The 21025-nt window shown below is 50.1% G+C and carries 22 protein-coding genes; 13 read left to right on the top strand and 9 right to left on the bottom strand.

The features are described from left to right. Window positions 1–97 precede the first annotated feature (97 nt). Window positions 98–700, bottom strand: a complete 603-nt coding sequence (locus NH568_RS12230) for a hypothetical protein (protein ID WP_253047769.1) — start codon at window positions 698–700, stop codon at window positions 98–100. 12 nt (window positions 701–712) lie between these two features. Continuing rightward, window positions 713–2335 carry an LruC domain-containing protein gene (locus tag NH568_RS12225; protein ID WP_253047767.1) on the bottom strand — a complete coding sequence of 541 codons (1623 nt, stop codon included), beginning with the start codon at window positions 2333–2335 and terminating at the stop codon, window positions 713–715. Window positions 2336–2616: 281 nt separating this feature from the next. On the opposite strand from NH568_RS12225, the gene NH568_RS12220 reads away from it, so the two are divergent. The 5 genes from NH568_RS12220 (at window position 2617) to NH568_RS12200 (ending at window position 7751) form a co-directional block, all read left to right on the top strand. Next, window positions 2617–3366, top strand: a complete 750-nt coding sequence (locus NH568_RS12220; protein ID WP_253047765.1) for a hypothetical protein — start codon at window positions 2617–2619, stop codon at window positions 3364–3366. A gap of 166 nt (window positions 3367–3532) precedes the next feature. Next, window positions 3533–4792, top strand: a complete 1260-nt coding sequence (locus tag NH568_RS12215; protein WP_253047763.1) for a WecB/TagA/CpsF family glycosyltransferase — start codon at window positions 3533–3535, stop codon at window positions 4790–4792. 2 nt (window positions 4793–4794) lie between these two features. Then, window positions 4795–5478 carry a sugar transferase gene (locus NH568_RS12210; RefSeq protein WP_253047761.1) on the top strand — a complete coding sequence of 228 codons (684 nt, stop codon included), beginning with the start codon at window positions 4795–4797 and terminating at the stop codon, window positions 5476–5478. A gap of 244 nt (window positions 5479–5722) precedes the next feature. Next, a complete protein-coding gene (locus tag NH568_RS12205; RefSeq protein ID WP_253047759.1) occupies window positions 5723–6862 on the top strand; it encodes a polysaccharide pyruvyl transferase family protein in 1140 nt (379 codons plus the stop codon). Beyond that, window positions 6819–7751, top strand: a complete 933-nt coding sequence (locus NH568_RS12200; RefSeq protein WP_253047757.1) for a glycosyltransferase family 2 protein — start codon at window positions 6819–6821, stop codon at window positions 7749–7751. The genes NH568_RS12205 and NH568_RS12200 overlap by 44 nt, the downstream gene beginning before the upstream one ends. 267 nt (window positions 7752–8018) lie before the next feature. Here NH568_RS12200 and NH568_RS12195 read toward each other — a convergent pair whose 3' ends face one another. The 3 genes from NH568_RS12195 to NH568_RS12185 all read right to left on the bottom strand — a co-directional run bounded on the left by NH568_RS12195 (window position 8019) and on the right by NH568_RS12185 (window position 11221). Next, a complete protein-coding gene (locus tag NH568_RS12195) occupies window positions 8019–8906 on the bottom strand; it encodes a hypothetical protein (protein WP_253047755.1) in 888 nt (295 codons plus the stop codon). Then, window positions 8903–9751, bottom strand: coding sequence for an alpha/beta hydrolase-fold protein (locus NH568_RS12190; protein ID WP_253047753.1), 849 nt, complete (start codon window positions 9749–9751; stop codon window positions 8903–8905). Before NH568_RS12190 ends, NH568_RS12195 begins: the two co-directional genes overlap by 4 nt. Before the next feature lie 363 nt (window positions 9752–10114). Then, window positions 10115–11221: a tRNA nucleotidyltransferase gene (locus NH568_RS12185; RefSeq protein ID WP_253047751.1), complete on the bottom strand. Its 1107-nt coding sequence runs from the start codon at window positions 11219–11221 to the stop codon at window positions 10115–10117. A 92-nt stretch (window positions 11222–11313) separates the two neighbouring features. Here NH568_RS12185 and NH568_RS12180 point away from each other — a divergent pair, with 92 nt between their 5' ends. Both NH568_RS12180 and NH568_RS12175 read left to right on the top strand, forming a co-directional pair. After that, window positions 11314–12228 (top strand): AAA family ATPase, encoded by a 915-nt coding sequence (locus tag NH568_RS12180; RefSeq protein WP_253047749.1) that lies wholly within the window; start codon window positions 11314–11316, stop codon window positions 12226–12228. A 9-nt stretch (window positions 12229–12237) separates the two neighbouring features. Beyond that, entirely contained in the window at window positions 12238–13353 is a 1116-nt protein-coding gene (locus NH568_RS12175; protein ID WP_253047747.1) for a general secretion pathway protein GspB, read from the top strand. Between the two features lie 29 nt (window positions 13354–13382). Here NH568_RS12175 and NH568_RS12170 read toward each other — a convergent pair whose 3' ends face one another. Then, complete coding sequence (locus tag NH568_RS12170) at window positions 13383–14585, bottom strand: HD-GYP domain-containing protein (RefSeq protein ID WP_253047745.1); 1203 nt, start codon at window positions 14583–14585, stop codon at window positions 13383–13385. 173 nt (window positions 14586–14758) lie between these two features. Here NH568_RS12170 and NH568_RS12165 point away from each other — a divergent pair, with 173 nt between their 5' ends. Continuing rightward, the gene (locus tag NH568_RS12165; protein WP_253047743.1) at window positions 14759–16081 is read left to right on the top strand and encodes an amidohydrolase; all 1323 of its coding nucleotides are present in this window, start codon (window positions 14759–14761) and stop codon (window positions 16079–16081) included. Here NH568_RS12165 and rluA read toward each other — a convergent pair. Beyond that, window positions 16059–16712: a bifunctional tRNA pseudouridine(32) synthase/23S rRNA pseudouridine(746) synthase RluA gene (rluA, locus tag NH568_RS12160; protein ID WP_253047996.1), complete on the bottom strand. Its 654-nt coding sequence runs from the start codon at window positions 16710–16712 to the stop codon at window positions 16059–16061. The two genes, NH568_RS12165 and rluA, sit on opposite strands and share 23 nt — an antisense overlap. A 151-nt stretch (window positions 16713–16863) precedes the next feature. On the opposite strand from rluA, the gene NH568_RS12155 reads away from it, so the two are divergent. Together NH568_RS12155 and NH568_RS12150 are read left to right on the top strand one after the other, a co-directional pair. Beyond that, a complete protein-coding gene (locus tag NH568_RS12155) occupies window positions 16864–17451 on the top strand; it encodes an alpha-ketoglutarate-dependent dioxygenase AlkB (RefSeq protein ID WP_253047741.1) in 588 nt (195 codons plus the stop codon). A gap of 15 nt (window positions 17452–17466) precedes the next feature. Continuing rightward, a complete protein-coding gene (locus tag NH568_RS12150) occupies window positions 17467–18174 on the top strand; it encodes a nitrilase-related carbon-nitrogen hydrolase (RefSeq protein WP_253047739.1) in 708 nt (235 codons plus the stop codon). A 13-nt stretch (window positions 18175–18187) separates the two neighbouring features. Here NH568_RS12150 and NH568_RS12145 read toward each other — a convergent pair whose 3' ends face one another. Next, window positions 18188–19090, bottom strand: coding sequence for a LysR family transcriptional regulator (locus NH568_RS12145; RefSeq protein ID WP_253047737.1), 903 nt, complete (start codon window positions 19088–19090; stop codon window positions 18188–18190). Between the two features lie 188 nt (window positions 19091–19278). On the opposite strand from NH568_RS12145, the gene NH568_RS12140 reads away from it, so the two are divergent. The 3 genes from NH568_RS12140 to NH568_RS12130 are packed head-to-tail and all read left to right on the top strand — an operon-like array spanning window position 19279 to window position 20479. After that, the gene (locus tag NH568_RS12140; RefSeq protein WP_253047735.1) at window positions 19279–19887 is read left to right on the top strand and encodes a glutathione S-transferase N-terminal domain-containing protein; all 609 of its coding nucleotides are present in this window, start codon (window positions 19279–19281) and stop codon (window positions 19885–19887) included. Continuing rightward, a complete protein-coding gene (locus NH568_RS12135) occupies window positions 19887–20270 on the top strand; it encodes a nuclear transport factor 2 family protein (RefSeq protein WP_253047733.1) in 384 nt (127 codons plus the stop codon). The genes NH568_RS12140 and NH568_RS12135 overlap by 1 nt, the downstream gene beginning before the upstream one ends. Window positions 20271–20272: 2 nt before the next feature. Next, the gene (locus NH568_RS12130; protein WP_253047731.1) at window positions 20273–20479 is read left to right on the top strand and encodes a 4-oxalocrotonate tautomerase family protein; all 207 of its coding nucleotides are present in this window, start codon (window positions 20273–20275) and stop codon (window positions 20477–20479) included. Here NH568_RS12130 and NH568_RS12125 read toward each other — a convergent pair whose 3' ends face one another. Next, a complete protein-coding gene (locus NH568_RS12125; protein WP_253047730.1) occupies window positions 20480–20866 on the bottom strand; it encodes a helix-turn-helix domain-containing protein in 387 nt (128 codons plus the stop codon). Between the last annotated feature and the right edge of the window lie 159 nt (window positions 20867–21025).

Raw genomic sequence — 21025 nt, 5'->3', positions numbered from 1 at the left:
CAAATTGAAGCATTTATACAACGGAGTTTGTGGTGATAAATAAAACCGCCTGCCAGAGGTGAATGGCAGACGGTTTTGCGAGGAATGGTTTGTCGGCTCAGTTGAATTGATGTGCCACTGTGGTTGTTTGCATGCTCAGTTCGCTGAGCAAATGGTTGTCTTGCAGCATGCCGTCCACACTGATCAGCAGTGTTTTGTAATTAATTGGAACGTCCAGAGTCATGGTGATTTGACCGGCACTGTTGAAGCGGGTGGTCGCCAGTAATGCTTTGTCTGCTATAGCCTGGTCTTCGTAGCTTTCTACAACCTCGTGCAGGGCATACACTTTGACCATTTTATTTGCCAGACTTGCACCTAAAACGTCTTGTCCGCTCAGATCCAGTGTAACCCTCTTACTGGTGCTAAAGTTAAAATCTGCTCTCACATGCAAGTCGTTGGAGGTTTCGGCCTGGCTGTCGAGCAAACTGGGGTCAGGCTCGTAACTGGGGGCAGACTCAGCGGGTGTGACGCTCGTATCCTGCTGGTCTGAAGTCGTGTCCGTGGACACTGCTGTGTTGGTGTTACTCGCAGACGTACTGGTCGTATTGCTGCTTGAGGTTGCGGAACTTGGTGTGCCGCCCTCACCACCACCGCCACCACCACAGGCACTCAGGGTGAAACAAACAAACGTTAGGGTAAAAAGTTTAGTGAATGTATTCATGATCGTATCCTCTTAGTGTGCGCTGAAAGTATGGGTGGTGCGTTCGTTGGTCATAAACCAGTCCTGAGCTTGTTCGCCGTTGCTTTCTACCCAGGTTTCATAAGCGGGATACGCCCAAATTACATCGAGATACTCTCTGGGGTAATGCCAGTCATTACTGATCATCAGTGCCCATGGCAGGTTCTCGGCCGTTCTGAAATAGCGTCCCGACTGCGCACTGGATGTGTCGTCTGCATTGCCAAAGCGACTGGTATCAAACTTGTCTGTCGGTGGGTAATCCGCCAGATGAATTTCCAGAGAACGGTCTTGTGTGCGGTACAAGAAGAAATCGAAGTCATTCACACTGAGCGTATCCAGGCCTTGTTCAAAGCTGACATCGAAGGTGTAGGGCACGGGCTCAAAATAGTCACAGGTCATCACGGTATTAAAGTGCTGGCACTGGCCAGATTGACCTGTGTTAGTGAATACATGGGCGTTACTCCACAGCGATAGAACCGCATTACTTTGCCCGTCTTCAGCAAGTTTGTCATAGCTTTGGCCATTTATGGTCAAGGTCGCTTGTTTTACGAGTGCCGGATCGCTGTTCATCAGACGAAGCCCAAAGCCATTCTGATAAGCTGCGCCGCGCGCAGTGATCCAGCCGTTGATGATAAAGCCGCTGATTTGATTGTCGGCATTGTAGGTCATTCGGATACGTTGTTTGACGACCAAATCATTCATGTCGTGGTCGCCGCGTGCGGGCCAGTTATCTTCAAATGCCAGAGTTGTCACCCCTTGTGCACTGGGAAAGTACTGGCTGTACGCACGATTAAAGTCGTTGGGAAACTCATCCTGTTCGTCTTCGATGCCATCCGCATCGCTGTCGTTTTGCTCTGGCATAACGGTCAGGTTAAGGGCCGAAATCGCAGAGGCCGGGGAGCTTTTAACACTGAAAACCGCATCGTTGAAATCGTTATCGCCCCAGGTACGTGGTAAATCTTCAAACCCGATTACCACTTCCTGTTGTTCTTCATCCAGTAACAGTACGCAATGCTGGCGCAGGGTTTCGTCGCTTTCCGGGTTAAGGTCAGACAACGAATAATAGTAGGGAGTTTTAAAAGGTTTTACGCCGGTGTAGTACCAAAAGCCGTTCGCAGCGATGAAGAAGCCGATACTGGTGCCTGCCGGAAACTCACCTATGCTTACGCGGTGACCATTAGTCAGGTGCGGATAACTGAGGTTGGGAAAGACAATGGTTTCCTGCACTTCCTCTGGGGTTTGAGGCGGATTTTGCGGATCAAAGGTGAAGTAGCCAAAAGAGTTTTTGTAGCCTGCGCCTTCATGAATGAAGGTAACAAATACCTCGGCGTCTTCGCTCAGGTGAATAGTCGAGCCTTCATCGCCTGTGATAAAGGCTTCGTTTACTCTGGCCTCTGGCAGCGCATTTTGGATACGCTGGAAAAACGTCGGGTTGTACTGGTCGCGTGTGTAAATCAGCGAATCAGGCTTACCCGTGGACTGGTTGTAGCCACCGGGCCACGCCTGTCCAGACTGGAATTGCCAGACATACTGACCATCAACTTGTTGGACAGCGCCGGCGGTGAAAGAGAGAAGCCCTGAGGCCAGTAAGGGATACAGCAGGTTAAATCGTTTCATAATCGTCGCTCCAAATGAAAAGGGTGTAGATTGATTCTGTAAGGACCATTTCACGAAGCATGCCAAAAAATAATGCTCTTATAATCAGTGCATTATGTTTTTGATTTGAACGGGAAGCGCGTTTTTCGCAAATTGCACTGCATTGCGCTTTGCAAACAAAAAAATAGCCAGCCATTTTTGAAAACCACCCGGGCAAGTAGGGAGAAATTGTGTTTAATGTGCTGTTTTTTGCGATCGGTGCAATACTTGCTTGAGCAGGGAAAACGATAAAGGAGGTGAGTATGAGCGTTAATCGATCACACACTTTGGTGTTTAGTGTTGCCCTGAATGGTTACCAGTGGCGTTACCGACGTTATCTAATCAGCCAGCGCCGCTACGCCAGGCGTATGGGGTACGACTATGTGGTGGTTACACGTCCCTGGTTTAACAGGCTGGGGGCGGAGTGCTGCTGGCTCAAATTATTCTTGCTCAAGGCCGCACTGCTTTCTGGCTATAAACAGGTTCTGTTTGTGGATGCTGATGCCTGTATTCAGACGACGTGCCCGGCACTAGAAACATTATACGACGAAGACACCTTTTTACACCTGGCAAGAGGCTACAGTGGCGCGTTTAATTCCGGGGTGATGCTGATGCGCAACTGTGCCCGGGCAATTGAGTGGCTCGACACCCTGATTGCGGCCATGACTCAGCCTGTGGCTGAGTCGCAAGGAATAGGCTGGGGTGAAAATGGCCATGTGATCCATTATGCCAGCAACTGTGACGGGGTGGCGGAGCTGGACCGGCGCTGGAACAACACCTATGACGCAGAGCTGACTGACTACATCCGCCACTTTAACTATGGACCGCTGAAATGCTCCTGGCTGGATAAGTGTTTCCACACTCTTATTTTTAAATGTTCACGTCTGTTGTTGGGCTATAGTCTGTCCCGACCTGATCAGCAGGCAGGCAAGCTGGGTGTAGTTCAGCTGCGTATTCCTGCAACCCTGGCGCAAATTCAGCTGCTATATCCGCGTTATTTTCCCTCTGTCTGAGCGCCGCACGGCGCTTCTCAAAATAAAAAAATTCCCAAAATGCAACGCACTTTTGCTTCTTAAAAAAACACTGAAAACCAACAAACTCATTTTTAATCAGGTATTTAAAATTTGGCATGGTCCTCGCTACATCCTTGTCGTGAACAGATAAGCACCGGAGGACGCGATGTCATTTAATCTCACTACATCATCACCAGAGTCAGGCGAGGCCACAGTACGTAAAGCATTGCGTTTTTGTGTTGCCCTGATATTGATTGCAGCATTATTGCCCGTGTTCTCTGTTAATTGTGTGTTGGCTTTACTGTGGTTTAAAGCGCCGCTAAAACGCCTGACCTGGATTGACATCAGCGCGCAGCCAGTGCGTTTATATTGCTGGCAGGCAGGGCTGTTTAAACGCAGCGCTGCCATTTTAAATGTGCTGGGTGGCACGATACGCTTGGTAGGCAATCCGTTAGTACGCGACGGTGTGAGTATTCCTGTGATCAGGCGTTTCCATTCCCCCTGCAGCAGACCTGGCCTGTTTGACAGCCTGTGGCTGTACAGTTTGACCGGACTCAGTGTTAAAGCGCCTTTAGCGTTGCTGCAGCAGCAAAGAGATCAGAGTGTGTTTGTTGACACCTGTTTGGTTATCAAGGTGATGCTGTGCCTGTGCTTGTATCGCAAGTCTGCACCCATGCCATCACACAGCAAACTATTTGGCATCCCGTTCAGTAATACACGCATGCAAACGGCGGTTGACTGGATTGTTCAGGGGGCCCAGCAGCAACCGTTACAGTCTGCATGCCGAGCGGCCTATTACATCAACGTAAACTCAGTTAATTTGTCGGCGGCGAATGCCCGTCTTTATCAGGCGCTACAGAGCAGCGACCGCAACTTTATCGACGGGTCAGGTATGCGTATCGCGGCGCGTCAGGCAGGAATGGGCCTGGCCGATAACAATAACGGCACAGACATGCTGCCGGCGCTTTGCGAAGCCGCCGTTGAGCGCAAGCGTTCTGTATTTCTGCTGGGTGCACAACCGGGTGTTGCCGAGCAGGCGGCCAGCAATTTACGTCAGCAGTATCCCGGATTGCACATTGCCGGTGTTCATCATGGTTATTTCGATGATGACGAGCAAGTCTGCAACACCATTAATCAAAGCGGCGCCGACATAGTGCTGGTGGCGCTGGGGTCGCCTCGTCAGGAAATCTGGATAGATAACAACAAGCATAAACTCCAGGCACAATGTGCACTGGCTGTGGGCGGATTGTTCGACTTTTTCTCTGGCAATATAGCGCGTGCGCCAATGTGGATGAGAGAGCTGGGTCTTGAGTGGATTTGGCGCCTGATCCAGGAACCCAGAGCTAAATTTAACCGATATGTGCTAGGTAACCCGATTTTTCTATTCCGTGTTTACGTTTTACAACAAGCTCTGCGAGGATTTTAATCATGTATAGCATCAAAAAAACCACAGCAACTCAGTTCACTCCAGTAACCCCGCCTGCATCTGCGCAGGTTAAACTGGATGGTCGTCACCATGGTATTCCGGCCTGCTTACAGCGCCTGGCTGCGATAACCGGATTACTGCTGCTCAGCCCGTTTCTGCTGGTTCTGATAGCGTTAATCAAACTGGAAAGTCAGGGTCCCTGTGTGTACAAGCAGGTCCGGGTGGGTAAGCTGGGTCGTCGCTTCACTATGTATAAGTTTCGCTCTATGTATATGCCAGAAGATCCGCGTTTCCGTAACCCTGATCCGGCTCAAAGCGACCGTGAAGGGGTCTGTGCTAAGTATCGTAATGACCCACGCATTACCCGCATTGGCGCATTTATCCGTAAGTACTCAATTGATGAGTTACCCCAGCTGATGAATGTGGTGCGCGGAGACATGTTGTTAATCGGTCCGCGTCCGGCGCTGGAAAAAGAGGTGAATGCTTACCAGCAGCATGAATTAGGGCGCCTGAACAGTGAACAAGGTCTGACTGGCTTGTGGCAGGTGACGGGCCGTGCTGATACGACATTTGCGCAACAGGTTCAGCTGGACAAGCAATATATTATGGAGCAAAGCGCGCTGAATGATGTGAGCATTTTGCTCAAGACCATTCCGTGTGTTATTGGTGCCAAAGGCGCTTATTAAACTCAGCAGGAGCACTATCTTGAACCCGATTTGTACCTTCCCATAAAACCACCGCTCAGTCGGTGGTTTTTCTTTTTTAAAAGTCCATTTCTATTTTGGTAATTGCAGTGTGACAACGCGTCGCCTTTTGCAAATTAGCATTTGTATAAGCGTGGAAATTGATCAAACCTCTTTAAAAACAACCGCTTAAGTTTTGGCATGAGAGCTGCAGTCACTTAGTATCTTAACTTAGCGAGGCAGCACAATGACAGCAAAAAACAAAGCTTATATTGTCGGCTACTATGGCATGCGTAACAGCGGTGACGATGCGCTTATGCTGGCAGCGGCGATGGGCGCCCGGCATTTTCTGGGCAGTGAACAGCTCACCATCAGCGCACCAGACAGCGATCCTTTGGTCAATCAGTTGGGGTGCAGTGGACAACAGCCATTGCTGTTTCGCGGTCACCAGAGGCTGTGGCATTACCGTCATGCCTATAACGCAAACCATGTCATTTTTGGCGGTGGCTCGGTATTGCACAGCAGCCGCGATATCGCCCTTAAGCGCCACATGATGGCTCTGAGTGGTCGCAAACAGGCCATGGCGCTGGGTGTGGGCATTGAGTCATTCAAAACCCTGGATGATGAACAGCAGTGTAAGAAGTTTTTAAACGAATGTGGGCTGGTTACCCTGCGTGACAAGCAAAGCTATGAGATTGCCAAGTCACTGGCACCTCACGCTAACCTGAAGCACACCTTTGACCTTGCACCTTCTTTGTTGCATCACCTAAAAGGAAGACTGAACCCGGTGGCGCGTCAGGGAATTGCTTTTAACTTTTGCCCGCAATCTATAGATGCGTTTGGCAATGTCAACGAGCACAATGAACTGCGCCGGATTGCCAAAGCCGTTGACCTTATTACCACAGTGTGGAGTTTTACCAACGAAGACATTTATCTGGTGGATCTGAACGACCAGACAAAAGGCAGTGACAGAGCAATCCACGACAAAATAGTGGCTCGCCTGCCTGAGTATGTGCGGGTTAAGCGGATCCACTATGTGGCGAATCCGGCCAGTATTTTACAGTGTATGGCGATGTTCAGGGTCATGGTGGGGATGCGGCTACATGCACAAATTTATGCCTATATGACGCAAACGCCTTTTATCAGCCTGCAATATCACGCCAAATGCACGCAGTGGTGTGAACAGATTGGCTTGCCTGAGCAGTACGCTTTTGACGCCAACGAATTCAGTCCGGACACCCTGTTCCGGGTAATGTATCGCGGCCTTGAGCGCGGTTTCGATGCACCAACTCTGGGCCTGGGTCAGGCCATCACTTTGTCACTTTCTAACTGGAGCGAAAACTATGAACAGCATTCAATTCACAGTCGTTATTCCACTGTACAATAAAAGCGAGTGTATTGTCCGGGCGCTGCAAAGTGTTCATACACAACACCATCAGGCCGCTGAAATCATAGTCGTTGACGATGGCTCTACTGATGACAGTCCGCAAAAAGTGATTGATCTGGGCCTGCCTAATCTGCGCCTGGTACGTCAGAGCAATCAGGGCGTCTCTGCTGCACGCAATAAAGGCGTTAAAGCTGCAAGCAATGAGTATGTGGCATTTCTTGATGCCGATGATACCTGGAGCCCCTTCTTTTTGGCACGTATGGCGGAATTGATCCAGACCTTTCCACAGGCGGGCCTGTTTGCTTCACGCTATCAAAAGGTGCTGGACAATGGTGAGTATATCGATGCCAAAATCGCACTGACCAATTGGGCACCAGAGGGATATGAGATGGACAACTACTTTGAAGTGGCGGCGAACGGTGACCTACCTTTTACTATGTCGAGCTTAGTGGTTGATAAAACGGCATTTAACCAGCTGGGCGGTTTTCCGGTGGGTGAATGGATGGGAGAAGATCAAAGTTTCTATGTACAGGCAGCCCTGAAATCGCGTATTGCGTATTCTCCTGCAATTGAGAGCTTTTACTTTCTGGGCGCACCGGGCAGTGCCTGTGATAAAGCGCCGCCGTCGCAGCTGTGTCCGTTTGCTGAGCGTTTACTGACGGCCATCAAAAACGGTGAGGTGGCACACACGGCCATGGCCCATAAATATGTGGCGACCCACATCTGCGACCTGGCCAAACGCAATATTAAGCATCGTTTATACGGCCATGCACTGCGTTTGCTGGCCAATCCGGTGGCACGCGCCAAGCCACTGCACTGGAGCGCCTATATGATGTTAAGCGTTTTCAGAGGGGCGCTATCGCGTATGTCCCTGGGGATTATTCGTTAATTCTGCTGTCGGCATTACAGGGCATTGCAGCCGGTATCTGGTTTTTGCTAGGAGCTTGTCGTCTGGCCAGTCGATGACCTGTATTCTTTTTTGCCGGGGCTGTTGTGGAGGTAAGGTAACGACAGTGCCGTTATGCGAGGAATATCGGAGGCGGGCTCATCAATTGGTGTCAAATCGCTCAACTCACTGCCTCCCGGGTTTTACTTTTGTAGATTACCTGAAGCTGACACCCAATTGAGTGTCAGCCGCAGGCAGAGTGTCGCTGTGTTACTGCCGGGCTCTGAGGGTATCTATGATGCTGGCATCGACCCAGTAGATATCAACATTCTTGTTGTCGTCACTGACGCCGCGGTTAAAAAGCAGGTATTTACCATCGGGTGTCACTGTGGCGTAGGCATCCCATTTATCTGAGTTGACGGACTCACCCATATTGATTGCTTTTCCCCAGCTGCCGTCTTGTTGTTTAAAGCTGATATACAGATCGGAATCGCCAAAGCCGTCTTCGCGTTCGCTGTCCCAGATAAGATAGCTCTCATCGGGCGCGATAAAGGGGTGGGCGGTCATGGCCCCTGAGTTCACCACCTTACTCATGACCTTTGGCGCTTGTCGCTGGCCATCTTTGATCTTGGAGATACGCACTACTTTATTTTTATAATCATCAAAGACATAAGTGCCTTTGCTGGATGCAGATAAGCGCATAATGCCAAAGTCCTCGCGGTCAAACATCGGGCCCAGGCTTTGCCGCTCTGTCCAGTCGTTGCCCTTGCGGTCCCGGTAGCCTTCGGCCATATGCATGCGCTTGCCATCGGGCGAAAAGCTCACTTCGCCGATCCGTAAAAACTCGGTAAACTTAACCCAGGTATTGTTCTGTTGTCTGAACCCAATCACAGTCGGGCGAAAACCGGTTTTGTTGGGCCCTTCATAGACACCCCGGTCAAGGGTAAAGTAAAACTCCTGCATGCCGGGTGCAAAAACGCCTTCCAGCTCCCAGTCTGCTTTTGAAATAATACCCGGGGCAAAGGGCTCAGCAGTCATGCCTGGTGGTTTCTGGCCCATTAACGGGCCTGTCAGGGTGCCGAATTCACCCTTCGCCTGCACCAAGGTACTGGACAGCAAGGTACTTAATGCGATAGTTGTCAGGGTTACAGGTTTCATAGTGTGTCTCCTTGCGGTGTGCGTTCCGATAACCATTTGATTGCATACACGCCAGTCAGGGGAGCGGCGCTTTGGTGGGTGCCTTCTATTTCGGCCAGCTCAACATGCAGTTGGGGGTTGTTTTGTTTTTTCAGAAAGTTAAATAGCGCTTTGATATGCGGGCTTAGCTTGTTTTCCAGGGTACCGTGCGACAAATAGACGTTGGCTTTTGTTTTCGGTGCCCCCTGGTTGCGTGCTTCAAGAAGCTGCGCAAGGCGCCACACCGACGGGCTGCCAAGCAGATAGTTATCAAAGGTATCGGGCTGAGTCAGCAAAGTATAGGCGCCAAATAGTCCACCCATGGAGTAGCCAAAGTAACTGTCGTTACCGGGCTTAACACGATAGTGTTGCTCAATATAAGGCTTGACCTGATTGCGGATAAAATCGATATGGGCATTGGCTCCGCCAAATTGGTATTTTGCCTGATTGTCGGGTTTGGTAGAGGGCGCAAATGAGTAATCACGGAAACGGCTGACGTGTGCGCCTTCTTCTTTGAGCAAAGGCGCTGGCATATTGGTTTGCCAGGAAATACCGACCAGGATCGCGTCTTCCATCAAAAAGTAGGCGGCAGAGGCCAGCATTTCAATGTGCCAGGTCATATCGGTGTAATACAGCACCGGGTGTTGCTTTTGTGCTGAATAATTCTCGGGTAGCTGGATAACCAGTTCATACGTCCGTTCGGTGCCAGCCTGAGTCAGCTGAACAACCTGGGTACGGGGTATTTCATAGGGCACAGACTCGTTGCTGGCCTGCAGCTTCACTGGCAGCAGCAGTGCAAAAATCAAAATAAGAATACTTTGTGTCATGGTCGTTCCTCAGTTGTTGAAGGTCACGGCGTGAATAAGTCTGTCACCGCGGATAACGACACTGTATTTGCCAGCCGGAAAAACGCATGATGTTTCCTTGATATTCGGCTGAATTTTTTATTTTTATATTAAAAGCATTACTTTCATAAGGTTACGATTTATGTCAAACAGCTCGGGGGAGGGTGCCTGGCGGTATGGGCGTGTACTGTCAGACTGAACACGAATCTTTGGCGGGTACTGACATAGTTAAAGGTAGTAAAGCTATTGCTTTGCTCTGTCAGTTTGCATAGCAATAGCTGTCATAATCAAGCGCAATACCGCCAGGATCGTTGCAGGCGATAGTTCGCTGATTGCTGTAATGTCCTAACCCTCAAACAAGGCACTGATAGCTTGCGTTTTGAGCTTGTCCATTTCGGTTTTGATTTGCGGGCCCTTAAAACCGAGTGCAATTACATCTTGCGCATTCACTTTTGCGCCAAGCTGGTGGGCTTGTGCCAGCATGTCACAGCGCCGTGCCAGCTTATCGCTCAAGGTCCTGGCGGCTTTGCACATCAGTGTCAGGCGTTGTGGTCGTCGCCAGGCATCCAGCGCACTGAAAAGCTGCATTATCGTGTGCGTCTGCCAGTCATCACTGTGTAATAAAGGTAACGCCGTTTGCAGGTCACGCAGCGCTTCGCCATAGGCCTTGGGGATTTTAAAGTCCTGCTCGAGGTTATAGCCATTGAGCTGCGCGCGATGCTGCCACAGTGCAAAGCTTGTCAGCAGGTAGTCATCATCTTGCGTATCGAGTTTGCTGGTGCAGGTTTTAAGGCGCTGGCTGTCGTCAGTTGTCCAGGTATCCTGCCATGGCATGACCAAAGAGAGCGCATTCAGGCTGCTCAGTACCTCAGAAAAGACCTCAATGGCACCATCTTTGAGTGACTTTTCAATCTCCAGCCAGACCCGTTCTTTGGTCAGGGTAGCGAGTTCACCCTCATCAACCATGCGGTGCATTAAAGCCTGCGTTTCTGGTGCGATGGTAAAACCAAGATGATGATAGCGAGCAGCAAAGCGGGCCACTCGCAGCACGCGCAGAGGATCTTCACCAAAGGCATCACTGACATGGCGCAGGATACGTGCTTCCAGGTCTTGTTGCCCCTGATACGGGTCTATTAATGTACCATCCTGATCCCGGGCAATGGCATTGATCGTGAGATCACGGCGCATCAGGTCTTCTTCCAGCGTGATACTTGGGGCAAAATCACAAATAAACCCGGTATAGCCCTGGCCCTGTTTTCGCTCAGTGCGGGCAAGGGCATGTTCGTCTTTACTTTGGGGGTGTAAAAATACCGGAAAGTCTTTCCCAACTTGCTGATAGCCAAGAGATTGCATTTGTTCAGGGGTGGCACCCACCACCACATAATCGCGCTCCAGAACAGGGCGTCCAAGGAGTTGATCACGCACTGCGCCACCGACCAGGTAAATTTTCATGGTAAATTCCGTATTGAAAAAGCAAACAAGGTTTTAACTTGTGCCGTTTTTTTGCCATTATAGGCCCCATTCTAACAAGAAAGAGACGAGCCGTGTATTTACGATATTTTGGTCTGACCGAAAAGCCGTTTTCGATAGCACCAAACCCGGAGTTTTTGTTCCTAAGCGAACGCCATAAGGAAGCGCTTGCTCATCTGACTTATGGCCTGGGCGATGCCGGTGGCTTTGTGCTGCTGACCGGAGAGGTGGGAACAGGTAAAACCACAGTGACCCGCAGTATGCTGGCACAGTTGCCTGAATCTACGCAGGTGGCATTTATCCTCAACCCGGCGTTGTCGGAAATGGAGCTGCTTGCAAGTATCTGTGATGAACTTAACATAGAGTATGACGCAGACAATGCGACGCTCAAGTCACTGACCGATGTCATTAAAGCACGCCTGCTGGAGAATCATCAGCAGGGTGGCCACACTATGTTGATCATTGATGAGGCGCAGCACCTTGCTGCTGACGTGCTGGAGCAATTGCGATTACTTACTAATCTGGAGACCGACCATAAAAAACTATTACAGATAGTGCTTGTGGGTCAGCCGGAACTCCAGCAGTTACTCAAACGCAATGAGTTGCGTCAGTTAGCACAGCGTATTACGGCTCGGTATCATTTATTGCCGCTGACAGAGTCTCAGGTTTTTGCCTATGTGAAACATCGTCTCAATAAGGCTGGTTGCCAGACCAGCCTGTTTGAACCTCAGGCCATTGCGTATATGCATCAAGTGACAGCTGGCATTCCGCGGCTGATTAACTTGCTGGCTGACCGCTGTTTGCTTGGTACCTACTCTGCACAGCAACAAGTGGTGACTAAGGCCGTTGCCGTGCAGGCAGCCAAAGAAGCCTTGCCACTGGACCTGGTTCCGCAGGCAAAAGAGCGCAGGGTGAACATGCCGGTACTGGTCTCTGGCTGGGTGGCTGCCATGTTTATTTGTGGCATCGGTCTTTCGTATATTTTTTAGTGGTGTGATATGTCGTACCTAATCAATGCATTAAAACAATCTCAACAAATCGACTCCGAGCAGGATTATCAACAATCACGTCATGAGCAGCAGGTCCGTTTTTATCGCCGTTTAAGTCTGTCACTGGGTGGCGCACTGATCAGCGTGTGTGCTTTGGGCGCTGGTTATTTTGTTGGTGAAGCCTTTCAGGAGGTGCCGGCCGACGCGGTGGTTGCGAAAACAGACGCTGAACACAGTGACGCGGCAGATGTTACAGTGGCGAGTCAGGCAGAAAAGCAAGACAGCCCGGTGAATACCGCAGGAAAAGTTGCGAGCGTACCGGCAAATGTTCAGGTGCCCCATAATCAGGTTGCTATGGGTAATCCGGTTGTTACTCAGACTGGTCAGGTTGTCAGTCAACCAGTAAGTCAGGGTGTCAATCCGGCGATTAATCCTGTCATGCATAACGCGCAGCGTCAGATCCACTATCAGTGGATGTCAGTCCAGGTTGGTTTTGATGCTCAGGGGCAACCGGTTTATTCGCAACAACTGGTGCCGGTCTCTGCCAATGGGCAGATTGTTCAGCAACCAGTCGGCAATCAGTATACAGCGGCACAGCAAGGTTTCCGGCCCACTAACCAGCCTGTTTATGCGACAAGTCAGGGGCTCCCGAATCAGCAGCCGCTGGAAGATCTAAGCGGCTATCGGGTACTGGGTGTGCCACTGGAGCAATCTCGAGCCAATGCTGCCCGACAAGAAGCACAACGCCAGGAAGCCGAGGCCCTTGCTGGCGTGCCTGATGAATTAAAGAAAGCGTTTGAACAGGCTGTGGAAGAAACCGCACCTAAGTCGGATCGTATTGTCTCTGAAGTCTTGTCCAGCACCCGTGGGTCGGCCAGAGCAACGCCCGTTGAGTTACTGCCAGAGCAGCTACAAAACAGCCTGCCAAGGTTGCGTTACCAGGCTCATATTTACGCCACCGATGCTCAAAAGCGTTGGATCAAACTGAATAACCGTGAATTGTATGAAGGCGATAACATGGGTGCCCTGCAGCTGGTAGAAATCACCCCAGAGCAAGCCATGTTCGATTTTGATGGGATAGAGTTTACCCTGCAGGCGATGCAGGACTGGCCTGATAACCAGTAATACTTATACCAACTACACATTGCTATTATTCAGGGCATCATGGTGTGGCGGAAAAAGCGGATCAGATCAATGCTGAACTCTTCCGGTTTGATCGCCGCTTCCAGCTCATCGGTCACACGCTTATCTGCCAGGTCAATGTCTTTTACTTCGGTATAAAGCATGTTTTTGGCGTGATAAAACACTTTCACCACTGGCTTAAGAGGCTCATTGGGGTTACTTGAGGCCACTATGCCGATGCGCTCACTTTTGAGTTTGACCAGAGTGCCAACCGGGTACACGCCAATACAGTTAATAAAATGGGCCAACAGATCGGCATCATAATGCGCCGGTGTGCCTTCTTTTAAAATACGAAAGGCGCGGATTGGAGTTAACCCTACCTTGTAGACGCGTTCTGCTGTCAGGGCATCGTAAACATCAACGATGGCTGCCATGCGAACATACTGAGACAGGTCATCACCTTTTTTACCAAAGGGGTAACCACTACCATCCAGACGTTCATGGTGAAAGCCCGCAATCTCTGTGGCTATCTGGCCCAGTCCGCTTTCGCCAACAATTTCATAGCTGTATTTGGCATGGGCCATCATTTGCTGATATTCGTTGTCGGTGAGCTTACCGGGTTTATTAAGGATTTCGTTTGGCACCTTGATTTTGCCAATGTCATGCAACAAGGCGCCGGTGGCGAGTTGCTCGATAATGTCACGTTCAAGGCCAAGGTGTTTAGCAAAAATGCTCATCAGAATAGACACATTCAGTGAATGCTCGAGTAAATAGCTGTCTTTTTCACGGATCCGGGCAATGCAGGCCAGTGCGTCCTGATTGCGAAAAATGGAGTCAATAAACCCCGAAGCCGTTTGTTTAAACTCCTCAACCGAAATGGCTTTACCCGCTTTGACGTCAGCGAAGGCTTTTTCCTGCAGTCCTTTGGCTTCCTCGTATAAGGCACTTGCATGGTCCAGCTCGGCTTCAACACTGGTGCTTATGTGCCAGGGGTCATGCACCGTGACATTATCCTGATGTTGCTCATTTTGCGGTTCAGACTGAACTTTGGTTTTGGCCTGCAGGGTTTTGTCCGGATCGATTTCTACTTCGAGCACGCCCGCTTTTTGTAAAGAGCCGATGGCGCCTTCGGTGCGCACCCAGCCCTGACTTTTAACGCGTACGTGTCCTGCCTGTCGGGTGACACTGACCACAAACATACCAGGTTTTAAGTCATTGATAGTAATCGTTTTCACGGCTGCAATTTGATGGTTGTTCAGACTTTAAGCTTAGCAAAGGTTATGCAGAAAGAAAGGAATAATCGGTGCGGCTGCGCCTTTTATCATCGCCCTGATACCGCAAAGAGGTTGCAATTAGAAAAATTTCTTCGCAAGCTGGTTATCCAAAAAAAACGGTAAGAATAATAACGATGAAAACACTACTATCTGCACTATCGCTGGCGCTGGCAAGTCATTGCGCGCTGGCCTATCAACTGGATACCCAAGTATCCCGGGCTTTGCCTGAGTTAGAGGCACTCTATTTGCATTTGCATCAAAACCCCGAACTTTCCTACCAGGAAGAGCAGACCGCAAAGCGACTGGCGCATGAACTTCAAAAACTGGGATTTGACGTGACCGAGCAGGTCGGCGGACATGGCGTGGTTGGATTGCTGCGCAACGGTGAGGGGCCAACAGTGATGATCCGCGCCGATACCGATGGCTTACCAATTGTTGAGCAAACCGGTAAACCCTATGCATCTAAAGTGCGGGTTAAAGATGCCAACAGCAACGAAGTCGGTGTCATGCATGGGTGTGGCCATGATATTCATATGACCAGCTTTATTGGTACCGCTCAGCAGCTGGCGAATAATCGTGATCAGTGGCAGGGTACCCTGATGATGGTCGCTCAACCCGCAGAAGAAGTCGGGGCTGGTGCGAAAGCCATGCTTAAGGAAGGCTTGTTTAGCCGCTTTGCTAAGCCCGATCATGTTCTGGGGCTACATGTCAGTGCGTCGTTACCTGCAGGTCAGGTTGCCATTGCACCGGGCTATGCATTGGCGAATGTGGACTCAGTTGACATCACTGTGAGAGGCAAGGGAGGGCATGGTGCATACCCTCACACCACAGTTGACCCAGTGGTGCTGGCCTCACGCATTGTTCTTGCGGCGCAAACCATTACCAGCCGCGAAATTTCGCCGTTAAAACCTTCGGTGATCACGGTAGGCTCCATTCATGGGGGTTCAAAACACAATATCATTTCTAACGAAGTTAAACTTCAGCTGACACTGCGCTCATATGACCCCGCTGTCCGTGAGCAGCAAATTGCCGCACTGGAGCGCATGACCAGGGGGATTGCACAAAGTGCGGGCTTGCCGCCTGAACTCGCCCCAATTGTGTATGTTCATGAAGAAGAGAGCATTCCTTCAACCTATAACACGCCTGAGCTCGCCGTGCGGGTTGAAAAGAGCATTCGTACTGAGCTTGGTGATGAACACGTTGTCAAGGCAGAGCCTGTGATGGCTGGTGAAGATTTTGGCTTGTATGGCCGTACTCCGGAAAATATCCCGGCAACGATTTTCTGGTTGGGTGGGGTTGAGCCCGAAGCATACCAGCAGGCTCAGTTTTCAGGTGAAGCACTGCCGTCATTGCACTCGAGCAAGTTTGCACCGGACTATCCGCTGACCATAAAAACCGGCGTACGTGCCATGACCGCCAGCGCGCTGGATCTGTTTAAAACGGCACAGGTGCAATAAAGGTCATCCTCTGTTCAGATTCAGGGTGACTGATCTGCAGCATTTCTGCGTGCAACTGAAGCCGCGATGCTGCTGCCAGCGCTTCACCTTGCGAGTAGAGGCGATCTCCTAAGATGGGGTGGCCGAGTGACAGCATATGCACCCGCAACTGGTGGGAGCGTCCGGTGATCGGGGTAAGCTTGACGCGGGTTGCCATGGCTTCGTGTGATAACACCTCAAAATGGGTTAATGAAGGTTTGCCGGTCTCGTGGCAGACCATTTGCTTTGGACGGTTTGGCCAGTCGCAGATCAGTGGTAGATCCACAGAACCCTGTTCCTGTTTCAGATGACCATGCACGCGGGCAATATAACGTTTGGCGGTCAGACGATCCTGAAATTGAATACTCAGAAATCGATGCGCTGCTTTATGCATGGCCAGACACAGCACACCGGATGTTGCCATATCCAGACGATGGACTATCTTTGCGTTGGGAAACACCAGATTAACCCGGCTGATCACACTGTCCCAGTGCTTTGGATCTTTACCCGGCACGCTCAGCAAGCCACTGGGTTTGTTTAACACCAGCATGTGTTCGTCCTGATAGAGAATATCAAGATAGGGATCGGTGGGAGGAGCGTAATTGACTAACACAAATAACCTGCAACTGGCATCGACTTCAAGGGCCGACATTTTACCTAGCGTGAGGCGAAAAGGCCAATCACAATACACGTAATGTCTTGTTATTGACACCTGTCAGAAGATAAGTGAAAGTGCAACACTTAAGCGCGTAAAGGAATCAAGTATGAAGCTACCATTACACTGCGAATCCAGCTATGACCCCGACTTTCTGAGTGACGCACAAAGCCAGGCGTTGTTTCAGTTGCTGACAGAGCACTTTGATGTATCACAGCCTGAAATCATTACCTTACCGAATGGCACCGACATGCCTATTTTACCATGGAAAATAAACCTGCTGGCGCCGTCACTGGCTGAGTCAGGGAAATTTGAGCGTCATCATGGCAGACAACATCCCTGGTTTCCTTTAATCGAACAAATTCATCAGCGCATTGCCGAGCTGACCGGGCTGGAGTTTGCTGTATGTGTTTGCCTCTATTACCCCGATGGTAAACAGTCTATGGACTTTCACTGCGACTTGTCAGCATTTGGACCCACCAACGTCATTGCATCGCTCAGTATAGGTGCTGAGCGAACCTTTTTGATCCGCAATGAAACAGATCATCAGGAACACTATGAAATTGAACTGGAAAACGGCTCTTTGTTTTTGATGGGCCCAGGTTTTCAGAGCAAGTATCAGCATGCGATAGCGCGTGGCCCCCAAGGAACCGGTCCGCGCTTTAACCTGACTTTTCGTCAGTTTGCCCAAAACTAGCCATAAGGAATAACAATGAAAGTCGGTTTTTTTCAGTTTGATGTGGCGTTTGCGGAACCTGCGCAAAATCGCGCTATCATTAAACAAGCACTCGCAAGTGATGAGTTTGATCTTCTGTTGTTGCCAGAGTTGTGCACTACCGGCAGTTTATTCTTTGACCGTAAACAGGTAAGTGAACTGGCAGAGGATATGCACCAGGGTGAATCTTCGCAGCTATTGCAAGCCCTGGCCCGGGAAAATTCGGCTTGTATTGCCGCGGGCCTGGCTGAACGAGATGCCGATGCGCTTTTTAACAGTACTTTGCTTGTCGACCCTGAGGGGGTGCTCGGTGTGCATCGTAAGGTACATCTTGCGCCAACGGATAAAATGCGCTTTGACGCAGGGAAGGCGTTCAGGGTCTATGAAGTGAAAGGCGTTAAAATTGCCGTTTTATTGTGCTACGACATTTGGTTCGAAGATGGCCTGAGCAGTCTGAAAGAACAAGGGGTTCAAATCATTCTTAACCCATCGAATTTTTGTGGTGAGGACAGTCTTGAGGTGATCACTCAGGCTGCAAAGGACTACGGGGTGTATGTGATAGCAGCCAATCGCCTTGGTATGGATCACGTCTGCGAAACGGGCGTGCGCTTTATCGGCAACAGTCTGATTGTAGACCCACAAGGAAAGGTACTGGCACAGGGAGACGAGTCTCAGCAATTGCGGGTGATTGAGATAGCGCTTTGATCCGGTTCATACGTCATCGGAGTATTTGGTCAGTATGCGGATAATGATGCGTAAACCAGCGCTGTAAAAACTGAATGCATTGCAACACGCTGGCCGGAACGTGATGGCGGGCAGGATAGAGTGCCAACAGGGTGAGTTGTGGCTTCTTACTGTCTGGCAGAATACTGATTACCTCTTTGCTCGCAATTGCTTGCCGGCAGGCAAATTCAGGTAAGATACCAATACCCAATCCAGCTTTAATGGACTCCAGCATAAAAAGGACGTTGTTCGCTTTGAGTGTGCCCGAAATCTTCACCCCCTCATCCAAAGGCCAGATATTTTTTCCTTTAAAGTAGCGGTATTCAAAGCAGTTATGCTGAGTTAAATCCCGCGGGTACTCAATGGCTGGGTTCGTTGCCAGGTATTCGGGGCTGGCGCAAATATGATAGTCAAATTGGGTTATTTCACGTCCAATGTAATTACTGTCGATGGGTCGGCTGGTGGCGCGCAGTCCAAGATCAAATCCTTGCTCAACCAGGTCTATATCCTCATCACCAAGATGAATGTCGAGTTCTACATCCGGGTAGGTTCGCATAAAGTCTGCAAATACTTTCCCCAAATCTGTGATCCCCAGCACCATAGGTAAATTAATTTCTAGCTTGCCTTTGGGCGCCCGTTGCGTTGACAGAACAAAGGAGTCCGCTTCTTCCAGTTTACTTAGGATGTCTCTGGCACGTTGTAAATAACCTTCACCGACTTGGGTCAGCTGGAGATGGCGGGTAGTGCGATGGAGCAAGCGCGCACCAAGTTGATCCTCAAGGCGGCTAATCTCTTTGCTGATCATCGACTTTGATGTGTTGAACTGCTCAGCAACCCGGGTAAAGCTGCCAACCTCCGCCAATTTCACAAAGAGTTCAATGGCACGTAGCTTGTTCATTTAAATTATCCTTAGGGGCAGTGGAGCATATCAAATCAAGGATATACTGTTTCTTGTGTGTGAACACTTGGTTTCTTTTGTAGTTATATATCAAACAAAGCACAAGTCATAGACTAACAGGGTTGAACATATCTGCAGGTGAAGAACGCTTATTTCATCTGAATTACTCAACAAGAAGGACTATGACTATGTACACCCTATACTATAAGCAAGAAGCCTGCTCACTGGCCGTACACTCCGTATTGCGTGAGCTTAGGCAGGATGTGACGCTTATCCGTGCCGACAGCCTCAGTGACTTTGCCGCCGTGAACCCCGGGCTACAGGTACCGGTATTGATAGATGGCGACGACAAGCTGGTTGAAGGGGCTGCGATTATGCAGCACCTTACCAGCAAGCACCCCAGCCGTTTGTTTCCCACAGAGCAAGGGCCCGCTCGTCGCCGTGCTGTGGAGCACTTGCTGTTTGCCAATGCCACCATGCACCCAGCCTACTCCAAATTGTTTTTTGTGGCTCAGGCTGCTGAGTGCGGTGCTGTGCGTCAGCAGCTGTTTGAGGCGGCCGCAAAGGTGATCAATCAGTTATGGGAGCAGGTTGAATCTCAGTTGCAATCTCAGCCATTTCTGGGTGGCCAGCATGCTTGTGTCGCTGATATTTTGCTGGCTGTTTACTCGCGTTGGGGAGCTGCCTTTGCTGTCGACATTATAATACCCCCTCGCACTGCAAGCATGATTGAAGCGGTTACTTGCATGCCTAGTTTTGTCGCGGCCTTACAGGCTGAACAGGCGCAGGGGGCATAATGGATCACGTTGAGATGAAAAGGGATCTGAGCGAGATCCGGGCCATGGTGCAATGTTACTTTACGGGGCTACATGAGGGCGATAGTGAGACGTTGCGAAATCTGTTTCATCCCGACTGCTGGCTCAAAGCGCCGGGTTTGAGGCGCACCCGGGATGAATGGCTAACACTGGTCAGCGACCGCACGTCACCGGCAGAAAAAGGCGATGAATTTTCCTATCAGATACTGGCGATAGACTGGCTTGGGCAACAGGCTATGGTCAAGGTGTTATGCCCGCTGTTTGAACATCACTATATCGACTTTCTGGGCCTGCTGAAAGAAAAGGGGCAGTGGCGGATAGTTAACAAAATGTACGCGAGTTTACCACACACATATCAGGAGTAACGATGCCTTATATTCATATTCAAGTCACCGATGAGGGCGTGACCAACGCGCAGAAGCAGTCACTGATCAAAGGTGCCACCCAGCTGATGGTAGATGTATTAGGTAAAAATCCACAGACGACGTTTGTGGTCATTGACGAAGTCCCGACTGACAACTGGGGGATTGGCTTTGAACAGGTCTCGGCGCTCAGGCAGCGACAAGCAAAATAATTACTGCTTATTGGCCTCGTCATACCGAGTACGGGCGGCGCTTATTTCCTCGAAGTGATCGTCGGCCCAGGAGACCAGTTGCCAGGCAGATTTGGCAAGCCCCCGACCCAGCTCAGTGAGCTCATACTCGACCTTAACGGGAACCTCAGCATAAACCGTGCGCTTAACATAGCCATCGCGTTCCATATCGCGCAAGGTCTGTGTCAGCATCCGCTGTGATATGCCCTTGATCCGTGATTTCAGGGCGTTGAAGCGATCGGGGCCATCGACCAGCGCAAACAGAATTAAAATTGACCATTTGTCACCTATCTGTGCCACCACATTACGGATGGGGCAACGTGCGTTTTGTTCAAACACCCGACGAGTCTGCGCTTTGGTATCGCTCACAATACTAATTCCTGAAATTGGGTTAAGTATAAAATAGGCTGCTTTGTCGAAATGAGCCATGTTACGAATAATTAATGGCCTTAGTATACATAAGTAACCGCTTGGGTTAAAGGTCTAAACTTAGCGTCCAAGCCTGTACTCCTGGAAGGTTTCTTTGCG

Origin of the sequence: Pseudoalteromonas sp. XMcav2-N (assembly GCF_024124545.1) — a bacterium.
Taxonomy (GTDB): Bacteria; Pseudomonadota; Gammaproteobacteria; order Enterobacterales; family Alteromonadaceae; genus Pseudoalteromonas.
The sequence above is the reverse complement of the archived record's forward strand: the minus strand, read 5'-3'. Positions and strand labels throughout refer to the sequence as shown.